Here is an 18,787-nt window from a genome sequence, read left to right on the forward strand (position 1 = left end):
CGCAACCATCGGCATCGCTGGACCTCAGTTTCTCCGAGTGGAGCGGGAAGAGAGCGTGCAGGGGGACGACGCGGAACTGACCGCCGCGGTGCGCGCGGCGCAGAACGGGGACGAGACGGCGTTCCGTACGGTGTACCGGTCGGTACACCCGCGCCTGCTCGGATATGTGAGAACGCTGGTCGGCGACGCGGACGCGGAGGACATCACCTCCGAGGCGTGGCTTCAGATAGCGCGTGACCTGGGCCGGTTCAGCGGCACCGCGGACCGGTTCCGCGGCTGGGCGGCCCGGATAGCCCGCAACCGCGCGCTCGACCACATCCGGATGCGCGGCCGCCGCCCCCTCATCGGCGGCGACGAGAGCGAGCTCGAGGGCCGGGCCGCGGACGCCGACACGGCCGGTGAGGCGCTGGAGGCGCTGGGCACCGACCGCACCTTCGGCCTCATCGCCCAGCTGCCCCAGGACCAGGCCGAGGCCGTGGTGCTGCGGGTGGTGGTCGGGCTCGACGCCAAGAGCGCCGCCGAGGTGCTCGGCAAGCGACCGGGTGCGGTGCGCACCTCCGCCCATCGCGGTCTGCGCCGCCTCGCCGATCTGCTGGGCGGCCCGTCCGGGGGCGAATCCACGGTGCTGGACGGGGTGCCCGCCCAGCGTGAGTCACGCGGCGGGCCGGCCCGTTCGGCCGGTGTGACGGATTCGCGCGCCCGGACGCAGAAGGACATGTGATGGGCGACGACCACCGCTACAGCTGGCTGGATGAGGATGCCGTGGAGCGGTTGCTTCGTGGCGAGCCCGTCGAGACCTATCGGTCCGTCGGCGCCAGGGACGACCAGTCACGCATGGAGGCGGAACGTCTGGCCGCCGTCCTCGACGTCGTCGCCACCCCCACCCCGCCGCCCGGCGATCGGCCGCTGCCCGGGGAGGACGCCGCCGTGGCCGCCTTCCGCGCGGGTCAGGAGCGTGCCGCCCGCGCCTGCTCGGGTGGCTCCGCGCCCTCCCGGTTGCGCCGTCCGCTGCGCGCCGGAATGGTCGCGGCGCTGGCGGGATGTGCCTTCGGCGGGATGGCCGTGGCGGCCGCCGCCGGGGTGCTGCCCACCCCCTTCAACCAGAGCGGCGATGGGTCGCGGCCCGGTTCCGCGGTGTCCGCGGCCGGGTCCGGCACCGGCACCACGGCGGAGCCCCGACCGTCGGAAGACGGCTCGACAACGTCGTCAACGCCCTCCGCGGACGGGTCGCCCGGCGATCCCGACGCCGCGCGCCCGACCGGACCGAAGACCTCCCGTCCCTTCGTCGACGGCCGCGGGGAGGACGAGACCGGGGACCCGGAGACCGGACGCCAGCCGCGCCCGCGCGACGAGGGCCGGGAGCCCCAGGGCCGGGGCAAGAAGCACTGGGCCCTGGTGATCTGCCGGACGTATCTGGCCGCCAAGGACGGCGACGCCGCGCGGGTGGACCCCGAGGCGATACGCCGGCTGGAGCGGGCCGCGGGCGGCCCCGAGGCCGTCCGGGCCTTCTGCGAGCAGGTCGTGGCGCGGAACGGCGGGGCCGACGGCGGCCGCGGCGGCGGATCGGACGACGGCTCCGGCGACGGCGGCCGCTCCGGCGGCGACCACGGCGACGACGGCAGCCGCGGTGGCGAGGACGACGGACCGGGCACCGACGGGGGCGGCGACCCCGCGCCCGGCCCCGTGCCCACCAGCACCCGGGGCCCCGGCACCCCGCCCCCACCGCCGCCTCCGCCCGCCCCAACCGGCGGCTCGACGCCCGCCCCGAGTGACGCGCCCAGCGGCTCCGGCGTGCCCGAGCCGACCGAGGTGTGACGTTTTCCGCGGCGGTGACGCTGTAGAGAGTAGGGCCGACTGGTCATCGGCCGCGTTGGAGCCGGGGTCCCCCCCGTACCTACGGCTCCGCGCACCCTGGCGCGGGCGGGGCACGTTCCCCCGGCCCCGCCCGCGCCGTAAAGCCCGCCTCTCCGGCGGCTCTACCTGTAGATCACGACCTTGTCGCCGACACGGACCTGGTCGAAGACCGCGGCGATCGTCTTCTTGTCCCGGACGTTGACACAGCCGTGCGAGGCACCGCCGTAGCCGCGGGCCGCGAAGTCCGCCGAGTAGTGCACCGCCTGGCCGCCGCTGAAGAACAGCGCGTACGGCATCGGGGTGTCGTAGAGCGTCGACACATGGTCCCGGCTCTTGAAGGTCACCTGGAAGGCGCCCTCCCGGGTGGGGGTGTACTGCGAGCCGAAGCGCACATCCACCGCCGCGACCACCTTCCCGTTCACCATCCACGCCAGCGTGCGGCTGGTCTTGCTGACGCACAGCGCGCGCCCGGTCAGACAGCGCCGGTCCGGCGGGGCGAGCGGCTGGGTGGTGGTCGGGCGCAGCTCCAGTCGCGAGGGGCGCCTGGTGTCGGCGCGCAGCGCGGACCAGGTGCTCCGGTCCACGCCGCCGCTGACGGGCAGCGCCCGGGAGCGCTGGTAGGAGCCGACCGAGGCGGTGGTGACCGGGCCGTAGAAGCCGGTCGGGTTGCGGTCGAAGAGCCCCAGTTGGCGCAGCCGGGCCTGGAGCTCGCGCACCCGCTCGCCGCGGCTGCCGGGCGCGATCACCGGCTGGGCGGCGGGCGGCGTGGGCCGCGCGGTGGTCGGGCGCGGGGCGGGGGTCCGGGACGCCGGGGACCCGCCGGCCGTCGGCTCCGCCGTCACCGGGGGCGACGGAGTGGGTGACGGCGACGGCCGCGCGGGGGCCGTCCGGGACGGGGCGCCGGTCGTGCCGGCGGCCGCCGCGACCCGCTCCCGCTGCTGCTGCTCGCGCTCCGCGACGGTGGTCTTGCAGCCCGCCGCCAGCGCCACGACCGCCGCGGCCGCGCAGAACCGGCGTAAGCCGGAGACCGATGTTCGACGCATGGTGTACCCCCCCACCTTTCTCCCGAGGTTCAAGAATGCCCGGAGCTGCCCGCCCGCGAACATCGGCGCATGCTGTGAGGGAGAAGACACCACTCGTTACGGGAGGCGGGCATCCATGGCGCGCGTGTCGGAGTCGGGGCTGCCCATCGAGCCGGTCTACGAGCCCGAGGCGCTGGGCGCCTGGGACCCGGCCACCGCACTGGGCGAGCCCGGCGGCTACCCCTTCACCCGGGGGGTGTACCCGACGATGTACACCGGCCGCCCCTGGACGATGCGGCAGTACGCGGGCTTCGGCACCGCCGCCGAGTCCAACGCCCGCTACCGGCAGCTGATCGAGCACGGCACCACCGGCCTCTCGGTCGCCTTCGACCTGCCGACCCAGATGGGCTACGACTCCGACGCCGAACTCGCGCACGGCGAGGTCGGCAAGGTGGGGGTGGCCGTCGACTCGATCGACGACATGCGACTGCTGTTCGACGGCATCCCGCTGGACGAGGTCTCCACCTCGATGACGATCAACGCCCCCGCGGCGCTGCTCCTGCTGCTGTACGAACTGGTCGCCGAGGAGCAGGGCGTGGCGGCCGACCAGCTCACCGGCACCCTCCAGAACGACGTCCTGAAGGAGTACATCGCCCGCGGGACCTACATCTTCCCGCCGGGCCCCTCGCTGCGGCTGACCGCCGACATCTTCCAGTACTGCAAGGCCCAGATGCCGCGGTGGAACACCATCTCCATCTCCGGGTACCACATGGCCGAGGCCGGCGCCTCGCCCGCGCAGGAGATCGCCTTCACCCTGGCCAACGGCGTCGAGTACGTCCGCACGGCCATCGAGGCGGGGATGTACGTGGACGAGTTCGCGCCCCGACTCTCCTTCTTCTTCGTCGCCCGCACCACCCTTCTGGAGGAGGTGGCCAAGTTCCGCGCCGCCCGCCGGCTGTGGGCCCGCGTGATGCGCGAGGAGTTCGGCGCCCGTAACCCGCGCTCGCAGATGCTGCGCTTCCACACCCAGACCGCCGGGGTCCAGCTCACCGCCCAGCAGCCCCAGGTCAACCTGGTCCGGGTGGCGGTGCAGGCCCTGGCCGCGGTCCTCGGCGGCACCCAGTCGCTGCACACCAACGCCTTCGACGAGGCCATCGCGCTGCCCACCGAGACCTCCGCCCGCCTCGCGCTGCGCACCCAGCAGGTGCTGGCCCACGAGACGGATGTGACGGCCACCGTCGACCCCTTCGCCGGGTCCTACGCCGTCGAGGCGATGACCGACGACATCGAGACGGCGGCGGCCGAGCTGATGCAGGAGGTGGAGGGGTTCGGCGGGGCCGTGGCCGCCATCGAACGGGGCTTCCAGAAGGACGAGATCGAACGGAACGCCTACCGCATCGCCCGCGAGACCGAGGAGGGGCAGCGGGTCGTCGTCGGCGTCAACCGCTTCCAGACCGCCGAGGAGGAGCCGTACGAACCGCTCCGGGTGGACCCGGCCATCGAGGCCCAGCAGGTCGAACGGCTGGAACGACTGCGCGCCGACCGCGACGCCGGCGCGGTGCGGGCCGCCCTGGCGGCCCTGAAGAAGACCGCCGAGAGCGAGCCCGGCCACGGCAACGTCCTCTACCCGATGAAGCGGGCGCTGGCCGCGCGCGCCACCGTCGGCGAGGTCTGCGGTGCGCTGCGGGACGTCTGGGGTACATACGACGCGACGACCGCGTTCTGAGCGGGCCGAGGCATGGGGGGTACGAGGTGCGTACACGGATCGGTGCGGCGGCGATACCGGTCGCGCTGCTGCTGGCGGGGGCGGCGCTGACGGGCTGCGACGACGAGGGCGGGGGCGAGCCCTCGACGCCCGTCCCGGGCGACCGGGCGTCGGCGACCTCGCGGCCGGCCGACCGGCCGAGCGGGGGGCCGTCGGGGGCGAGCACCCCGCGCCCGGTGCGCGGCGCGCCCCTGCGCTTCCTGCCGGTCGAACGGGAGGCCCCCGGGGCCTGCCGCAGCGCCTCGGCCACCTCCTTCACCGAGCGGAGCGACACCGCCGGCACCAGCTGCCTGACCGTCACGCCCCGCGAGAGCGACGGCATGACGATCACCGGGACGCTGGCCGCGAAGGCGTCGCTCGACCAGTACGGCTCCGGCTGGATCGTCACCATCACGCTGACCGACGCCGACGCCCGGCGCTTCGGGGAGCTCAGCGGGCGGCTGGCGACCCGTACGCCGCCGAGCAACCGCGTCGCCATGATCCGCGACGGCCGGCTGCTGTCGGCCCCCGCCGTGACCACCGCCATCACCGGCGGCAAGGTGCAGATATCGGGGAGCTTCACCCCGGACACGGCCCGGCGGCTGGCCGAGGACCTCGGCGGCTGAGGCGGCCAGGCGAAGGGGTGGAGCCCGGGGTCGGGCGGACGGTGGCTGGGCGACACTGGTCCCATGTCCTCACCGCGTCGCGCCTGTCCCGTGTGCACCCGTCAGATCGCGGTCGTCGGCGGGCGCTTCGCCCGTCACGATCCGCCCGGCCGGCGGAGCGGCCTCGACCTCGTCTCCTGCCCGGGATCGCGGCGGATCGCGCCGCTTCTCGCCACGGAGCCGTCGCTGTTCCCCGCGGACCAGCCGCCGTCGACGGGACAACAGGCGCTGTTCTGAGCGGTGCGGCGCCGGTGCGGCGGGGCGTCGCCGTGTGCCCGCCGCGGGGTGCGCCGCGCTCAGCTCCGCTTGAGCACCTCGAAGATGCTGCTGAAACCGTGCTCCCCGAAGCCCCGGTCGAGGGCGCGGTCCGCGTCGGCCTTGACCGCGTCCAGCCCGGTCATGTCGATGCCCTTGGCGCGCCCGGCGTGCAGGACGTGCTCGATGCCCGCGGTCATCATCGCCAGGTTGGCCTCGCCGCCCGCGTAGCTGCCCTCGGCGATCTCGGCGGCGGTGCCCGCGATGATCGGGGGCATGATGTTGATGATCTCGCTCAGGAACGGCGCGAAGTCGGTCGCCCCGACGCCCTCCGCGTCCACCATGGCGAACGAGCGCAGCACTCCGCCGAAGGTCGAGTAGAACAGGTTGAGCATCGCCAGGTCGTAGACGGCGGCGGTCCCGGCGTCGGCGCCGAGGTAGGGGACGTTGCCCGCCAGCGCCTTCAGGGTCTCCTGATGCGCCTCATGGGCGGGGTGCGAGCCGCTGAACAGGATCAGCGCCTCCGGCCGGCCGACCACCGGGGTGGGCACCATGATCGCGCCGTCGAGGTAGTCGATGCCGTGGCCCGTCGCCCACTCGGCGGCCTTGCGTGAACGCTCCGGGGTGTCGGAGGTCAGGTTGACCAGCACCCGACCGGCGAGGGCGTCGGCGAGCGGTTCGAGGAGCGCGTCGCTGGCGTCGTAGTCGAGGAGACAGACGATCACCAGCGGGCTCGCCGTGACGGCCTCCCTGGCGTCGGCGGCGCGGTGGGCGCCCCTGGCGACCAGCTCCGTGTCCTTGCCCGGCGAGCGGTTCCACACGGTGGTGGGGTGGCCCGCGTCCAGCAGCGCGGTGGCCAGCGCCCGGCCCATCGCGCCCAGACCGACGACCGTGACAGGTGTACTCATCTCTCGGCTCCCGTTTCGCTTCGCGACCCCGTCCGGGGGCGTCTCCACCAGAGTTGGCCCCGGCGCCGAGATGATCAAGTACGCACAAAAAGGTGCGCCCTGACCCGAAGGTAAGCGTGCAGGTCAGACGAGTCCGAGCTGAACGGCGAGCATCGCCACCACCACCGTCAGGGTCCAGCCGGCGAGGTGCTCCAGCCGCCCGTCCGAGGGGCCGCCGGTGCGGGTGGGCAGGAAACGGCGGGGGCGGGGCACCGCGATGTCGCTCATGCGGTCAGGCTGCGTGGCCCGTGGGTCCTCCGTAAAGAGGTCGAAGGCCCTATCGTGCGGAACGTGTGCGAACTCACGGACGGGGGTGGGTGTGTGGTGGCACGCGCGGGCAGGGGAGGCGGAAGGTGAGCGGTGGGCCGACCGGACTGGTCGGGCAGGTGGCGGCGCTGGCGGAGGGCGAGGTCTCGTCCCGCCGGCTGGTGGAGGAGGCACTGCGGCGCATCGAGGCGACGCGGTCCACGCTCAACGCCTTCCGTCGGGTGCGCGCGGAGGCCGCGCTCGCGGAGGCGGACGCGGCCGACCGGCGGTTGGCGGCGGGGGAACGGGCGCCGCTGCTGGGGGTGCCGATCGCGATCAAGGACGACACCGATCTCGCGGGGGAGCCGACCGCCTTCGGCTGCCTCGGCGACTTCCCACCCGCCCCCGCCGACGCCCAGGCCGTACGGCGGCTACGCGCGGCCGGGGCCGTGATCGTCGGCAAGACCAACACACCGGAGCTGGGGCAGTGGCCCTTCACCGAGGGCCCCGCCTTCGGCGCGACCCGCAACCCCTGGGACCTGGAGCACACCCCCGGCGGTTCCTCGGGCGGGGCGGCCGCCGCCGTGGCGGCCGGCCTGGTCCCCGCCGCGCTCGGCTCGGACGGGGCGGGGTCGATCCGCATCCCCGCCGCCTGGACCCATCTCATCGGCGTCAAGCCACAGCGCGGCCGGATCTCCACCTGGCCGGACCCGGAGTCCTTCTACGGGATCACCTGCAACGGCCCCCTCGCCCGCACGGTCGCCGACGCCGCCCTGCTGCTGAGCGCCGCGGCCGGCAACCACCCCGACGATCCGTACCAGCCGCCGCGGATCGACCCGGTCGGCGCCGTGGGCCGCGACCCCGGTCGGCTCCGTGTCGCCCTCTCCTTCAGGCCCGCCTTCACCGGGCTCCCGTCGCGTCTCGACCCGGCCGTGCGCACCGCCGTGCTCCACCTGGCCGACCGGCTGGCCGCCCTCGGCCATGACGTCGCCGAGGCCGACCCGCGCTACGGCCTGGTCGGCCCCACGCTCATCCCACGCGGCTCGGCGGGCGTCCGCGACTGGGTGGCACGCACCCCCGACCCGACCCTCCTCGACCCGCGCACCCACACCGCGGCCCGCACCGGCCGACTCCTCGGCGGCCGCGCGCTGCGCCTCGCCCGCGCGGCCGAGGTCCCGCTGCGGCGCCGCGTCGGCGCCCTCTTCCGGCGCTTCGACGTGCTGCTGACCCCGACCACCGCCGTGCCGCCGCCCCGCGTCGGCTCGATGCTCGGCCTCTCCGGCTGGGACACCGACCGCACCATGATCCAGGCGTGCCCGTACGCCTGGCCCTGGAACGTCCTCGGCTGGCCGGGGGTCAACGTCCCCGCCGGCCTCACCCCGGACCGGCTCCCGGTCGGCGCCCAACTCCTCGGCCCGGCCGACAGCGAACCCCTGCTGCTGTCGCTGGCCGCCCAACTGGAGGCGGACCAGCGCTGGGGCGACCTCTGGCCACCCGACCACCCACCGGCCTGAGCTTCGACGGGTCAGGCCCGGGGTGCCGGCCGGGCCCGGCGGCCGGCTCGCTCACGGCGCCAGGATGTCCAGCTCCGCCATCGCCCCCACGGTGATCTCGCGGGTCAAGCGCTCCGCGGCCGCCGCGTCACGGGCGCGCACCGCCTCGGCCACCCGCACATGCAGGGTGACCGCCGCCGGGTCCGGATCGGTGAACATCACCTGGTGTTCGGTGCGCCCGGTCAGCACCTCGGCGACCACATCGCCCAGCCGGGCGAACATCTCGTTGCCCGACGCCCGGAGGATCACCCGGTGGAAGGCGATGTCGTGCACCAGATAGCCCTCGAGCTGCTGACCGCGTGAGGTGGCGACCATGCCGAGGGCGTGGCCGGTCAGCTCGGCGCACTGCTCGGGGGTGGCCAGTTCGGCGGCGAGCGCGGCGGCGGCCGGTTCCACGGCGGAGCGCAGGGCGGTGAGCGAGCGCAGCTGTCGTGGACGGTCGGCGCCCGCCAGTCGCCAGCGGATGACCTGCGGGTCGAAGACGTTCCACTCCTCGGCGGGGCGCACCGTCACCCCGACCCGGCGCCGCGACTCCACCAGATGCATCGACTCCAGGACACGCACGGCCTCCCGCACCACGGTCCGGGAGACGTCGAACCGCTGCTCCAACTCGTCCGTGCGCAGCACCGTTCCCGGTGGGTGGTCGCCGGCCGTGATCGCGGGCCCCAGGGAGTCCAGCACCCGAGCGTGCAGCCCCCCGGCGTGCGGCCCCGGCCCCTCAGCGTGCGGCCCCCGCCCCCCAGCGTGCGGCCCCCGCCCCCCGGCGTGCAGCCCCCGCCCCCCACCCTCGTTATCCATAGCCAGCAGCCTACGCGTCGCGATCCCGCCCAATTAAGTATGACTTTTAAGTCACGACCTCTTGAATACGTCGTATCAGTGAGGTTGAGTGTGCGGCGGCGCTGCGGTCGACGACGACGGCAGTCGAGAAGAACAGCGAGGTATCCCGATGCGAGCCACCCCCAGGGTCGTCGTGGTCATGGGCGTGTCCGGCACCGGTAAGACCACGGTCGGCACGCTGCTGGCCGAGGCGTTGGGCGTCCCGTACGCCGAGGCCGACGACTTCCACTCGTCGGCCAACATCGCCAAGATGTCGGCCGGTGTTCCGCTGGACGACGAGGACCGGGCCCCCTGGCTGGACGCCATCGGAGCCTGGGCGCGGGAGCACAGCGGACCCGGCGCGCACGGCGGGGTCGTCAGCTGCTCGGCGCTCAAGCGCGCCTACCGGGACCGGCTGCGTCAGGCCGCGCCCGATCTGTTCTTCGTCCATCTCACCGGCGACCACGATCTGATCGCCGAGCGGATGGCGGCCCGCCAGGGCCACTTCATGACCGCCACGTTGCTGGACTCGCAGTTCGCGACCCTCGAACCGCTCCAGCCGGACGAGCCCGGCATCGCGCTCGACATCACCCCGGACCCGGCGGTCATCACCGGACAAGCCCTCGCGGCGCTGCGCTAAAGGCAAGGCGTCGCCCGCACTCCCGTAGGGAACCGCCGTGACACATCTCAGAGCCGAGATGCTGGCCGCGACCCCCGTCGAACCGATCACCTCGGCAGGTCACGCACAGCTGGGCATCGCCGTCCTCACCGGCATCGCCGTCCTCGTCGTCCTCATCACCAAGTTCAAGCTGCACGCCTTCTTGTCGCTGACCATCGGCTCGCTGGTGCTCGGCGCCGTCGCGGGCGCCCCGCTGGACAAGGCGATATCCAGCTTCACCACCGGTCTGGGCGCCACCGTCGCGGGCGTCGGCGTCCTGATCGCCTTGGGCGCGATCCTGGGCAAGCTGCTGGCGGACTCCGGCGGCGCCGACCAGATCGTGGACACGATCCTGGCGAAGGCGAGCGAGCGCTCGATGCCCTGGGCGATGGCGTTCATCGCCGGGCTGATCGGGCTGCCGCTGTTCTTCGAGGTCGGGATCGTGCTGCTGATCCCGGTGGTGCTGCTGGTCGCCCAGCGCGGCGGCTACTCCCTGATGCGCATCGGCATTCCGGCGCTGGCCGGCCTGTCCGCGATGCACGGCCTGGTGCCGCCGCACCCCGGTCCGCTGGTCGCCATCGACGCGGTCGGCGCCAACCTGGGCGTGACGCTGGCGCTCGGCGTGCTGGTCGCGGTGCCGACCGCGGTCATCGCGGGCCCGCTCTTCTCCCGCTACGCGGCCCGCTGGGTGGACATCACCCCGCCCGAGAACATGATCCCCAAGCGTCCCTCGGAGGACCTGGACCGCCGCCCGAGCTTCGCCGCCACGGTCTGCACCGTGCTGCTGCCCGTGGTCCTGATGCTGCTCAAGGCGCTGGTGGACATCGTCGTCGACGACCCGGACAACCACCTCCAGCGCGTCACCGACATCATCGGTGCCCCGCTGATCGCCCTGCTGGCGGCGGTCCTGGTCGGCCTGTTCACGCTCGGCCGCGCGGCGGGCTTCGGCCGGGACCGGCTGGCCTCGACGGTCGAGAAGTCGCTCGCCCCGATCGCCGGGATCCTGCTGATCGTCGGCGCCGGCGGCGGCTTCAAGCAGACTCTCATCGACATCGGCGTCGGTCAGATGATCCTCGACCTCTCCGAGGACTGGAACGTCTCCGCGCTCTTCCTGGCCTGGCTCATCGCCGTCGGCATCCGGCTGGCCACCGGCTCCGCGACGGTGGCCACCATCTCGGCCGCCGGCCTGGTCGCCCCGCTCGCCGCCGACATGAGCACGACCCACACCGCGCTGCTGGTGCTGGCCATCGGCGCCGGGTCCCTCTTCTTCAGCCATGTCAACGACGCCGGGTTCTGGCTGGTGAAGGAGTACTTCGGGATGAGCGTCGGGCAGACGGTGAAGACCTGGTCCGTGATGGAGACGATCATCTCGGTGGTCTCGCTGGTCTTCGTGCTGCTGCTGTCGCTGGTTCTCTAGCGGCGTCACCGAAGCCCGGCGGCGAGCCTCGCCGCGCCCTCCACGGCCCCCTGGCACCGGTTCCTCCACAGCCCCCGGGGCACCACCGGTTCCTTCACGGCCCCCGTAGCGCGAGTCCGCGCCGCGGGGGCCGCGCCGCGTCGGGCGCGGGGCGCCGCGGCGGCGGGCGACTACCCGAGCGCGGCCAGCCACTCCCGGAGCTCCCGCGCCGCGTCCGGCCCGTCCGCGGCGAAGCCGACGTAGCCGTCCGGTCGGACCAGGAACAGCCCCCGCTCGCCGTAGCCGTCGCGGATGTGGCCCCCGGTGTCGAGCAGGTCGGCGGACGGGCCGCCGATCCGACAGATGCGTACGAACTCCTGCTCCAGCAGCGGGGGTTCGAGGTCCTCGCCGAGGGCCAGCAGCGTGAAGTGGGGGCCGCGGAAGGCGTCGAAGAGGCGGTACGGGGTGCCGTCGGGGCGGGCGCAGGGCGCGTCGGGGGCGCGGTCGCCCGCCTGGAGCGCCGGTTCCACCAGACGCGTACGGCGCTCCGCCGCCAGCGGGCCGCCCCGGTAGTTCAGGCCCAACTGGTGCACCTCCGCGGTGCGCTGGGAGCCGGTGTCCTTGCCCACCATGGCCGCGCGGTGGATGCGGGTGGAGATGCCGAGTACGCCGGCGGCGATCGGGAGGCGCTCCTGCTCGTAGGAGTCGAGGAGCGCGGGGCGCGCCCCGAGGCGGAGCACCTGGCCGAGCTTCCAGCCGAGGTTGTAGGCGTCCTGGATGCTGGTGTTCAGTCCCTGGCCGCCGGCGGGTGAGTGGACGTGGGCGGCGTCGCCGACGAGGAAGACCCGTCCGTCCTGGAAGCGTTCCGCCATCGCCGCGCGGGCCCGGAAGGCGGAGGCCCACTCCACCGCGCGCACCTGGGAGGCGGCCAGGTGGGTGCGGGCCGCGACCAGCTGTCGCACCCCCTCCGGTGAGGTGTCCGGGACCGCGTCCGCGTCCTCGTACTGGGCCAGGACCTGGAAGTGGTCGGTCCCCGCGAGCGGGCACAGCGCGAAGCCGCCGCCCTCCGCCCGCTGCCACACGTGCCAGTGGTCGCGGTCGAGGCCGTCGATCACGGCGTCCGCGACGAGCATCGGGTTCGGGTCGACGGTCTCGCCGGCCATGGGGATGCCGAGCGCCTTGCGGACGGTGCTGCGCCCGCCGTCGGCGGCGACCAGATAGCCGACGCGCGCGGTGGTGGCGGTTCCGTCGGCGTGTGTCAGCTCGGCCGTGACGCCGTCGGCGTCCTGGGTCAGTGCGGTGAGCGCGGTGCCGAACTCCACCTCGCCGCCCAGTTCGCGCAGTCGGGCGTGGAGGATCTCGGCGGTGCGGTGCTGGGGCACCATCCGCACCTCGTGGTACGGCGCGCCCGGTGTCGGCTCGACCCGCTCGATCATCTCGAAGGTGCCCAGCCGCCGCCCGTCCTCCCACCCCATCATCGGCGGGTAGACCCCGCCGGCCCGCTGGATCGCCTCGCCCACGCCCAGGTCGGCGAAGACCTCCTGGCTGCGCGGCTGGAGCCCCTTGCCGCGCGAGCCCGGGAACAGGCCAGCGCCCCGCTCCACGACCCGCGCGGCGACGCCGCGCCGGGCCAGGTCGCAGGCGAGCGTCAGCCCCGACGGCCCCGCGCCGACGATCAGCACCTGGAATTTAACGTCGTTAAGTCGCATGCCCGGAAGCCTGTCCTTAACGGTGTTAAATTGTCAAGCGGGCCGCGGGGGAGCAGGGAGAATGACCGCATGGCGACGACGCGACTGGACCGCGCCCTGGTGGTGGACACCGCCCTGCGGCTGCTGAACGAGGTGGGGTTGGAGGGCCTGACGCTGCGCCGGATCGCCAAGGAGCTGAACGTCCAGGCGCCCGCGCTCTACTGGCACTTCAAGAACAAGCAGGCGCTGCTGGACGAGATGGCCACCACCATCTACCGGCGGCTGGCCGTGGAGGCCGACCCTCCCGCCTCCGACGCCACCTGGCAGGACCGCCTCGTCCAGGCCCAGCGGAACCTGCGGCGGGCGCTGCTCGCCTACCGGGACGGCGCCAAGGTCTTCAGCGGCACCCGGTTCACCGGCACCGACCACGCCGCGCCGATGGAGGCCCATCTGCGGGTCCTCGTCGACGCGGGCTTCACCCCCTCCGCCGCCGCCCGCGCCTCCTTCATCGCCTACTCCTTCACCCTCGGCTTCGTCATCGAGGAGCAGGCCGTGGAGCCGCTCGCGGGGGAGCGGGCGCACGGCTACGACGTCCAGGAGCGCGCGGACCGCATCGGCGCGGACTACCCGCTGGCGGCGGCGGTCGGCGCCGATCTGTTCACCGACTACGAGGCGCGCTTCGAGGAGGGCCTGCGGGCGATCGTCGCGGGCGTGGAGGCGACGCTGCTGCCCGGCTGACCCCCGCACCGCGTCGCCCCGCGCCGCGCCTCCGCCGCGCCCGGGGCACCCGGGCGCCCTTGGCGCCGGCCTCCGCCCGCACCCGGCTGCCGTGATCCGACGCGGCCGGTCACGGCCGCCGGGCGGCGCCCTTCACCAGGTCCTCCGGGGCCGTCGGCCGCGCCGGGGCGAGCGACCGCTTGAGCAGCGGGGTGAGCGGCTGTTCCACGAAGCGGTGGAGCAGCCAGGCCAGGCACAGCATCAGGGCGATGGTGAGCGCGAAGGTCGCGTGCGAGACCACGCCGAGCTCGCGGTGGAGCAGCTCCACCGTGACCCAGCCCAGGTGCTCGTGGACCAGGTAGAAGGGGTAGGTGAGGGCGCCCGCGACGGTGAGCCAGCGCCAGTTCGCCCACCGGAAGCGCCCCATGGCGATCAGGGCGACGGCCAGATAGCCGACGGCGACGACGGCGATGATGCCCAGCGGCTCGCGGTAGGAGAAGAAGTTCGGGTTGGGCGCGTGCCACAGCTCGGCCACCGCGTAGTGCTGGCCGAGCAGGAAGCTGGTGGCGACGATTCCCCAGGCCAGGACGGAGTGGCCGAAGCGGTGCACCAGGTACAGCCCGATGCCGCCGATGAAGTACGGGGCGTACTCGGGCATCAGGACCACGTTCAGCAGCGGCTGGTCGGCGGCGTCCGCCATGGCCGCGGCCAGGGTCCACACGGCGCAGAAGAGCACCACGCGATGGCGGCTGGCGCCGGGCAGGACCACGAAGAGCGCGAAGAGGGCGTAGAACCGCAGCTCGGCCCAGAGGGTCCAGCACACCCCGAGCACCCGGTCGGCGCCGAGCGGCTGTTGGAGCATGGTGAGGTTCACCAGGGTGTCGCTGGCGGAGACCGTGGCGTAGGCGACCGCGGGCAGCGCGAAGACGGCGGTGACGATGAGGATCGCGGCCCAGTAGGCGGGGAAGAGCCGGGAGACCCGGGAGGCGAAGAACGAGCGCAGCGGCCGCCCCCAGCCGCTCATGCAGATCACGAACCCGCTGATGACGAAGAAGATCTGGACGCCCAGACAGCCGTAGGCGAAGAGGCTGGAGGCGGTGGGGAACTGCTCCCGCGGCGAGCTGCCCCAGGCGTGGCTGATCTCGCCGCCCCGGCCGCCGTAGTGGTACGCGGCGACCATCAGGGCGGCGAGCAGCCGCAGTCCGTCAAGAGCGCGGAGTCGTGCGGGGGGCGCGCCTTGCTTGTCGCGCGCCCCCGGTCGTATCTCCGGTTCTCGCTGGTCGGGCGCTCCCGGGACCGAGGGGGAAGCCGGGAGTGTGGTGCCCGGAGCTGTCATCCGAACGCCGTCCTCTTCTTGATCTTGCGCTGGACGGCGCGTGCTCGGCGTGCCACGCGACGGACCGTCTCATTGCGCGGGATGAACGAGAGCTGCGAGGGGACCGCGCCCGGCAGGGCGAGCGCGGTGAGCCGGCGGCGCTTGAAGTACCGCCAGGTGTGCTGGTCCAGGTGGGCGGCCAGATAGCGCTCGGCGGCCGGCCGCAGGTGCGGGTAGAGCTGGGCCTGCATGGCGAAGCCGACGGCCGTGACCAGGCCGGTCAGCTCCGTGCCGAGCCGCTCGGCGCGCTCGCCGGTGGGTGGCGTCCAGTCGCTGACGGCCTTGCGGTCCTCCAGGTCCGGCAGCAGCGCGTCGACGATGGTCACCGGCACCCGGTTGCTGTTCTGGTACGGGGTGAGCCGCTCCAGCAGCAGTTCGGTGCCGATCCGCGCGGCCGGCAGCCCGTAGCAGGTGGTGGCCGTCAGCAGCGCGGTGGAGAAGCAGCCCACCACCAGGGCCGGTCGCATCCGCTGGTAGAGCACCTCGGCGAGGACCGGCGAGTCCAGCACGGTCAGCTCGGCGCCCAGCTCCTCCGCCTCCCGCTCCAGCATCCGCGACCAGCGGGCCGGGGCGGTCGGGTGCGGCTTGAAGACCAGCGTGCGGTGGCCGAGGGCGAAGGCGCCGCGCAGCATCCGCGCATGCAGCTCCTCCTCTTCCTCGGGGGTGAGGATGCCCAGCGCGGACAGGTACTGCCCCAGGAGCAGCGCCGGCCCGCCGGTGGCCGCCGCGGCCTCGCCGGTCTCCAGCTCCGGGGAGGCGTAGGCGAGCTCGGCCAGCACCTTGGTGAAGGTGTCGGTGGGCACGACCTCCGGCCGCACGCCGAACTCGGTGAGCAGCAGCGGCGTGAGGCCCGGCACCAGGTCCAGATGGAGCAGCCGGCGGATGCGGGTGCCGATCAGCGGGTCGAGCTTGTTGCGGGTCGGCCCGTAGCTCATCAGCCCGTCGGCGTAGACGTCCACCGCGCAGCCGGGGAAGAGCCTGGCCAGCGCCAGGGCCGGGTTGACCTGGATGGACTCCACGACGAGCTCGACCTCGTCGTCGCCCAGGCCCCACAGCAGCCGCAGATGACGCTCCCACAGCGGGATGTCGTCGTGGCGCGGGGACCAGCCGCCGGGGTGGAAGGGGTGGATCGTCTCGTTCCAGGACACCACCCGGTCGAAGCGGTCGCGCAGCCGGGAGAAGCCGGGCATCTGGTCCAGCGACGGGGTGGTCTCCGGGATCGCCGCGTTGTTGCTGACCAGCAGCAGCCGGCGGTCGGCGGGGTCGAAGCGGTCCGCGTCGATCGCGGCGGCCAGCGTGGCCGCGCCGTAGAGCGTCGAGGCGAAGAAGATCTGGGTGCGCTTCCGGGCGCCGCGGGCGGGCATCAGGCGGCCCTACCTTTCAACTCACGGGTGAACCGCAGCCATTCGTAAGGTTGTGGCACCCAGGGGAGCGGGGTGTGGCTCTCAGGCTGGCTGCCGTTGTTCGTGGCTCCGGAGGCTTGGCCGCCCTGCTCCCCACGACGACTCGGCCGCCGATTAGGAAGTGCGACAAGATCGCTGTGTAGGGCAATGCCGGCGAGGTCGTCCGTGGTAGGCAAGGCAGGAACGACTTCGGGAGCACGATGAGCCGGATATGGGCCGGGATCGACTGCGGCAAGACCCACCACCACTGCGTCGCCATGGACGTCGACGGCAAGACCCTGCTGTCGCGCCGGGTGGCCAACGACGAGCCCGAGCTCCTGAAGCTCATGGGCGACGTCCTCGACCTCGCCGACGGCCGCGAGCTGACCTGGGCGATGGACATGACCGGCGGCGAGCCGGGTCTGTTGATCGCTGTCCTGGTCAACCACCTGCAGGAGCTGCTCTACATCCCCGGCCGCATGGTCAACCGGGCCTCCGACGCCTACCGGGGAGAGGGCAAGACCGACGCCCGCGACGCCCGGATCATCGCCGACCAGGCACGCATGCGCCGCGACCTGCAGATCATCCGTCCCGACGACGAGACCACGATCGAGCTGCGGCTGCACACCAGCCACCGCATCGACCTGGTCGCCGACCGCACCCGCACCATCAACCGCCTGCGGGGCACCCTGCTGAGCATGTTCCCCGCGCTCGAACGCGCCCTGGAACTCACCAACGCAGGTCCCCTGGTCCTCCTCACCGGCTACCAGACCCCCGCCGCCCTGCGCCGCATCGGCGTCAGTCGGCTCACCACCTGGCTGCGCAACCGCAAGGTCCGCGGCGCCGAAAGCCTCGCCAAGGCCGCCGTCGAGGCCGCCGAGCGGCAGCACACCGCCGTGGCCGGCGAGAAGGCCATCGCGAAGATGGTGCACACCCTCGCCAGGGAGGTGATGGCCCTCAACGAGAAGATCGCCGAGATCGACAAACTCATCGAGGGCCGGTTTCGCGAGCACGAACTCGCCGAGGTGATCCTGAGCATGCCGGGCATGGGGCCCAAGCTCGGTGCCGAGTTCCTGGTCGCCGTCGGCGGCAGCCTGGCCGGCTTCCCCACCGCGGACCGCCTCGCGGCCTTCGGCGGCGTCGCTCCCGCCCCGCACGACTCCGGCAAGACCAGCGGAAACCTGCGGCGCCCGCAGCGCTACCACCGGCGCCTGCAACGCGTCTTCTACACCTCCGCGCTGGTCAGCTCCTGGAGCGATCCCAACTCCAAGCGGTTCTACGACCGCAAGAGAGCCGAGGGCAAGAGCCACGTCCAGGCCGTCCTCGCCCTCGCCCGCCGACGCGTCAACGTTCTGTGGGCCCTCATCCGTGACCGACGGTGCTACCAAGTCACACCGCCCGTCACGCTTGCCGCTTGACAACAGCATTAGGAAGCCACCGTTCCGGTGTGCCGGCGGACTCGCCGCAGTCGGGCGGCTCGCTCGTAATCCATCGAGTTCAGCGCGTCCTTCAATACGTCCTGCGGCATGCGCTTCATCGCCGCCGCACTCATGCTGCGCAGCTTACGTGCCACCGAGGGTTCGAAACGCTCGATGTTGCCGAGATGGTGCGAAATAATCGCGCAATACGTTCGTACGGCCTTGGGGAGGAGTTTGTCCGCGTCTCGATCGCGCGCGGTTTCTTCGATTACCTGATCGAATGCGCGGATGAAATCGAGCTGCCGCACATCGCCGATCTGGGTGAGCGAGGAGGCGACTCCGCGTCGATAGAAGATCCCGAGCAGCCCGGCGGCGGCGAAACTCCTCGCCTCACGGTGCAGCCGCCAGATCCAGGGCCGGTCCTCGGCGGTGCGCAGACCGTGGGTGAAGTGCAGCAGTCCCTGGTCGAGGAGGCGGCGGTGGTAGACGCCGGCCCAGGCGTACGGGTAGTCCACGGCGGTGGAGCGGTCGGCGGGCAGTATGACGTCGCGCGGGTCGAGCGCCACGCCCCGGCGGCCCACCGGGACCCGGTGCACGCCGCGCGAGCGGTTGGTGCACTGCACGTGGTCCACGCGCAGGAAGTCGACGTCCAACTCCTCGATGGTCTCGACGAGTTGGGTGTAGTAGTCGGGGGCGATCCAGTCGTCCCCGTCGAGGAAGGTCAGGTACTCGCCGCGCGCCGCGTCCAGGCCGGTGTTACGGGCGGTGGCGAGCCCGCCGTTCTGTTCGTGTCGCACCAGGACGGCCCCCGGAAGCTCGCGTTCCGCGCGCTCCAGGATCTCCGGCGTCCCATCGGCCGAGCAGTCGTCGACGAGGATGAATTCGAAGTCGTCGCGCGCGTTGGCGCGCAGACTTCGCAGGGTGTCTGGGGCATATGTCTGCACGTTGTAGAACGGCACGATGACGGAGAGCTTAACCACTCGGGTGACGGTAGGTCGCCGTCCGGCATTCGTCTTGACCTGTGGTGTACCTAAAGGTGAACGACGCACGT

At 73.0% G+C, this 18,787-nt stretch carries 18 protein-coding genes; 10 read left to right on the forward strand and 8 right to left on the reverse strand.

Going from position 1 to position 18,787, the window contains the following annotated elements:
* Positions 1–55: 55 nt before the first annotated feature.
* Both LRS74_RS19630 and LRS74_RS19635 read left to right on the forward strand, forming a co-directional pair.
* Positions 56–721 (forward strand): RNA polymerase sigma factor, encoded by a 666-nt coding sequence (locus LRS74_RS19630; protein WP_277744835.1) that lies wholly within the window; start codon positions 56–58, stop codon positions 719–721.
* Positions 721–1,815 carry a hypothetical protein gene (locus LRS74_RS19635; RefSeq protein WP_277742219.1) on the forward strand — a complete coding sequence of 365 codons (1,095 nt, stop codon included), beginning with the start codon at positions 721–723 and terminating at the stop codon, positions 1,813–1,815. Before LRS74_RS19630 ends, LRS74_RS19635 begins: the two co-directional genes overlap by 1 nt.
* 161 nt (positions 1,816–1,976) lie before the next feature.
* On the opposite strand, the gene LRS74_RS19640 is transcribed toward LRS74_RS19635, so the two are convergent.
* Entirely contained in the window at positions 1,977–2,897 is a 921-nt protein-coding gene (locus LRS74_RS19640) for a L,D-transpeptidase family protein (protein ID WP_277742220.1), read from the reverse strand.
* Positions 2,898–3,012: 115 nt separating this feature from the next.
* On the opposite strand from LRS74_RS19640, the gene LRS74_RS19645 reads away from it, so the two are divergent.
* The 3 genes from LRS74_RS19645 (at position 3,013) to LRS74_RS19655 (ending at position 5,522) form a co-directional block, all read left to right on the forward strand.
* Positions 3,013–4,602 (forward strand): methylmalonyl-CoA mutase family protein, encoded by a 1,590-nt coding sequence (locus tag LRS74_RS19645; RefSeq protein WP_277742221.1) that lies wholly within the window; start codon positions 3,013–3,015, stop codon positions 4,600–4,602.
* 26 nt (positions 4,603–4,628) lie between these two features.
* Positions 4,629–5,246 carry a hypothetical protein gene (locus tag LRS74_RS19650; protein WP_277742222.1) on the forward strand — a complete coding sequence of 206 codons (618 nt, stop codon included), beginning with the start codon at positions 4,629–4,631 and terminating at the stop codon, positions 5,244–5,246.
* 63 nt (positions 5,247–5,309) lie between these two features.
* Positions 5,310–5,522 carry a hypothetical protein gene (locus LRS74_RS19655; RefSeq protein WP_277742223.1) on the forward strand — a complete coding sequence of 71 codons (213 nt, stop codon included), beginning with the start codon at positions 5,310–5,312 and terminating at the stop codon, positions 5,520–5,522.
* A 59-nt stretch (positions 5,523–5,581) separates the two neighbouring features.
* Here the strand turns inward: LRS74_RS19655 and LRS74_RS19660 are convergent, their stop codons facing one another.
* Both LRS74_RS19660 and LRS74_RS19665 read right to left on the reverse strand, forming a co-directional pair.
* On the reverse strand, positions 5,582–6,448 hold the full coding sequence (locus LRS74_RS19660) for an NAD(P)-binding domain-containing protein (RefSeq protein ID WP_277742224.1): 867 nt from the start codon (positions 6,446–6,448) through the stop codon (positions 5,582–5,584).
* 123 nt (positions 6,449–6,571) lie between these two features.
* Positions 6,572–6,715 carry an SCO1431 family membrane protein gene (locus LRS74_RS19665; RefSeq protein WP_277742225.1) on the reverse strand — a complete coding sequence of 48 codons (144 nt, stop codon included), beginning with the start codon at positions 6,713–6,715 and terminating at the stop codon, positions 6,572–6,574.
* Between the two features lie 125 nt (positions 6,716–6,840).
* Here LRS74_RS19665 and LRS74_RS19670 point away from each other — a divergent pair, with 125 nt between their 5' ends.
* Entirely contained in the window at positions 6,841–8,247 is a 1,407-nt protein-coding gene (locus LRS74_RS19670) for an amidase (protein WP_277742226.1), read from the forward strand.
* 51 nt (positions 8,248–8,298) lie between these two features.
* On the opposite strand, the gene LRS74_RS19675 is transcribed toward LRS74_RS19670, so the two are convergent.
* On the reverse strand, positions 8,299–8,967 hold the full coding sequence (locus tag LRS74_RS19675) for an FCD domain-containing protein (RefSeq protein WP_277742227.1): 669 nt from the start codon (positions 8,965–8,967) through the stop codon (positions 8,299–8,301).
* Between the two features lie 265 nt (positions 8,968–9,232).
* Between LRS74_RS19675 and LRS74_RS19680 the strand changes: the two genes are divergently transcribed.
* Complete coding sequence (locus LRS74_RS19680) at positions 9,233–9,742, forward strand: gluconokinase (RefSeq protein ID WP_277742228.1); 510 nt, start codon at positions 9,233–9,235, stop codon at positions 9,740–9,742.
* Between the two features lie 37 nt (positions 9,743–9,779).
* On the forward strand, positions 9,780–11,177 hold the full coding sequence (locus LRS74_RS19685; RefSeq protein WP_277742229.1) for a gluconate:H+ symporter: 1,398 nt from the start codon (positions 9,780–9,782) through the stop codon (positions 11,175–11,177).
* 170 nt (positions 11,178–11,347) lie between these two features.
* Here the strand turns inward: LRS74_RS19685 and LRS74_RS19690 are convergent, their stop codons facing one another.
* Positions 11,348–12,865, reverse strand: a complete 1,518-nt coding sequence (locus LRS74_RS19690) for an FAD-dependent oxidoreductase (RefSeq protein ID WP_277742230.1) — start codon at positions 12,863–12,865, stop codon at positions 11,348–11,350.
* Positions 12,866–12,934: 69 nt separating this feature from the next.
* On the opposite strand from LRS74_RS19690, the gene LRS74_RS19695 reads away from it, so the two are divergent.
* Positions 12,935–13,582: a TetR/AcrR family transcriptional regulator C-terminal domain-containing protein gene (locus LRS74_RS19695; RefSeq protein WP_277742231.1), complete on the forward strand. Its 648-nt coding sequence runs from the start codon at positions 12,935–12,937 to the stop codon at positions 13,580–13,582.
* Positions 13,583–13,691: 109 nt separating this feature from the next.
* On the opposite strand, the gene LRS74_RS19700 is transcribed toward LRS74_RS19695, so the two are convergent.
* Complete coding sequence (locus LRS74_RS19700) at positions 13,692–14,897, reverse strand: acyltransferase (protein ID WP_277742232.1); 1,206 nt, start codon at positions 14,895–14,897, stop codon at positions 13,692–13,694.
* Positions 14,894–16,300 carry a polysialyltransferase family glycosyltransferase gene (locus tag LRS74_RS19705; protein ID WP_277742233.1) on the reverse strand — a complete coding sequence of 469 codons (1,407 nt, stop codon included), beginning with the start codon at positions 16,298–16,300 and terminating at the stop codon, positions 14,894–14,896. The genes LRS74_RS19700 and LRS74_RS19705 overlap by 4 nt, the downstream gene beginning before the upstream one ends.
* 239 nt (positions 16,301–16,539) lie before the next feature.
* On the opposite strand from LRS74_RS19705, the gene LRS74_RS19710 reads away from it, so the two are divergent.
* Entirely contained in the window at positions 16,540–17,736 is a 1,197-nt protein-coding gene (locus LRS74_RS19710; RefSeq protein ID WP_277740518.1) for an IS110 family transposase, read from the forward strand.
* An 8-nt stretch (positions 17,737–17,744) separates the two neighbouring features.
* Here the strand turns inward: LRS74_RS19710 and LRS74_RS19715 are convergent, their stop codons facing one another.
* Complete coding sequence (locus LRS74_RS19715; protein ID WP_277742234.1) at positions 17,745–18,716, reverse strand: glycosyltransferase family 2 protein; 972 nt, start codon at positions 18,714–18,716, stop codon at positions 17,745–17,747.
* Positions 18,717–18,787 lie beyond the last annotated feature (71 nt).

The sequence above is a fragment of the Streptomyces sp. LX-29 genome (genome assembly GCF_029541745.1).
Lineage (GTDB): Bacteria > Actinomycetota > Actinomycetes > Streptomycetales > Streptomycetaceae > Streptomyces.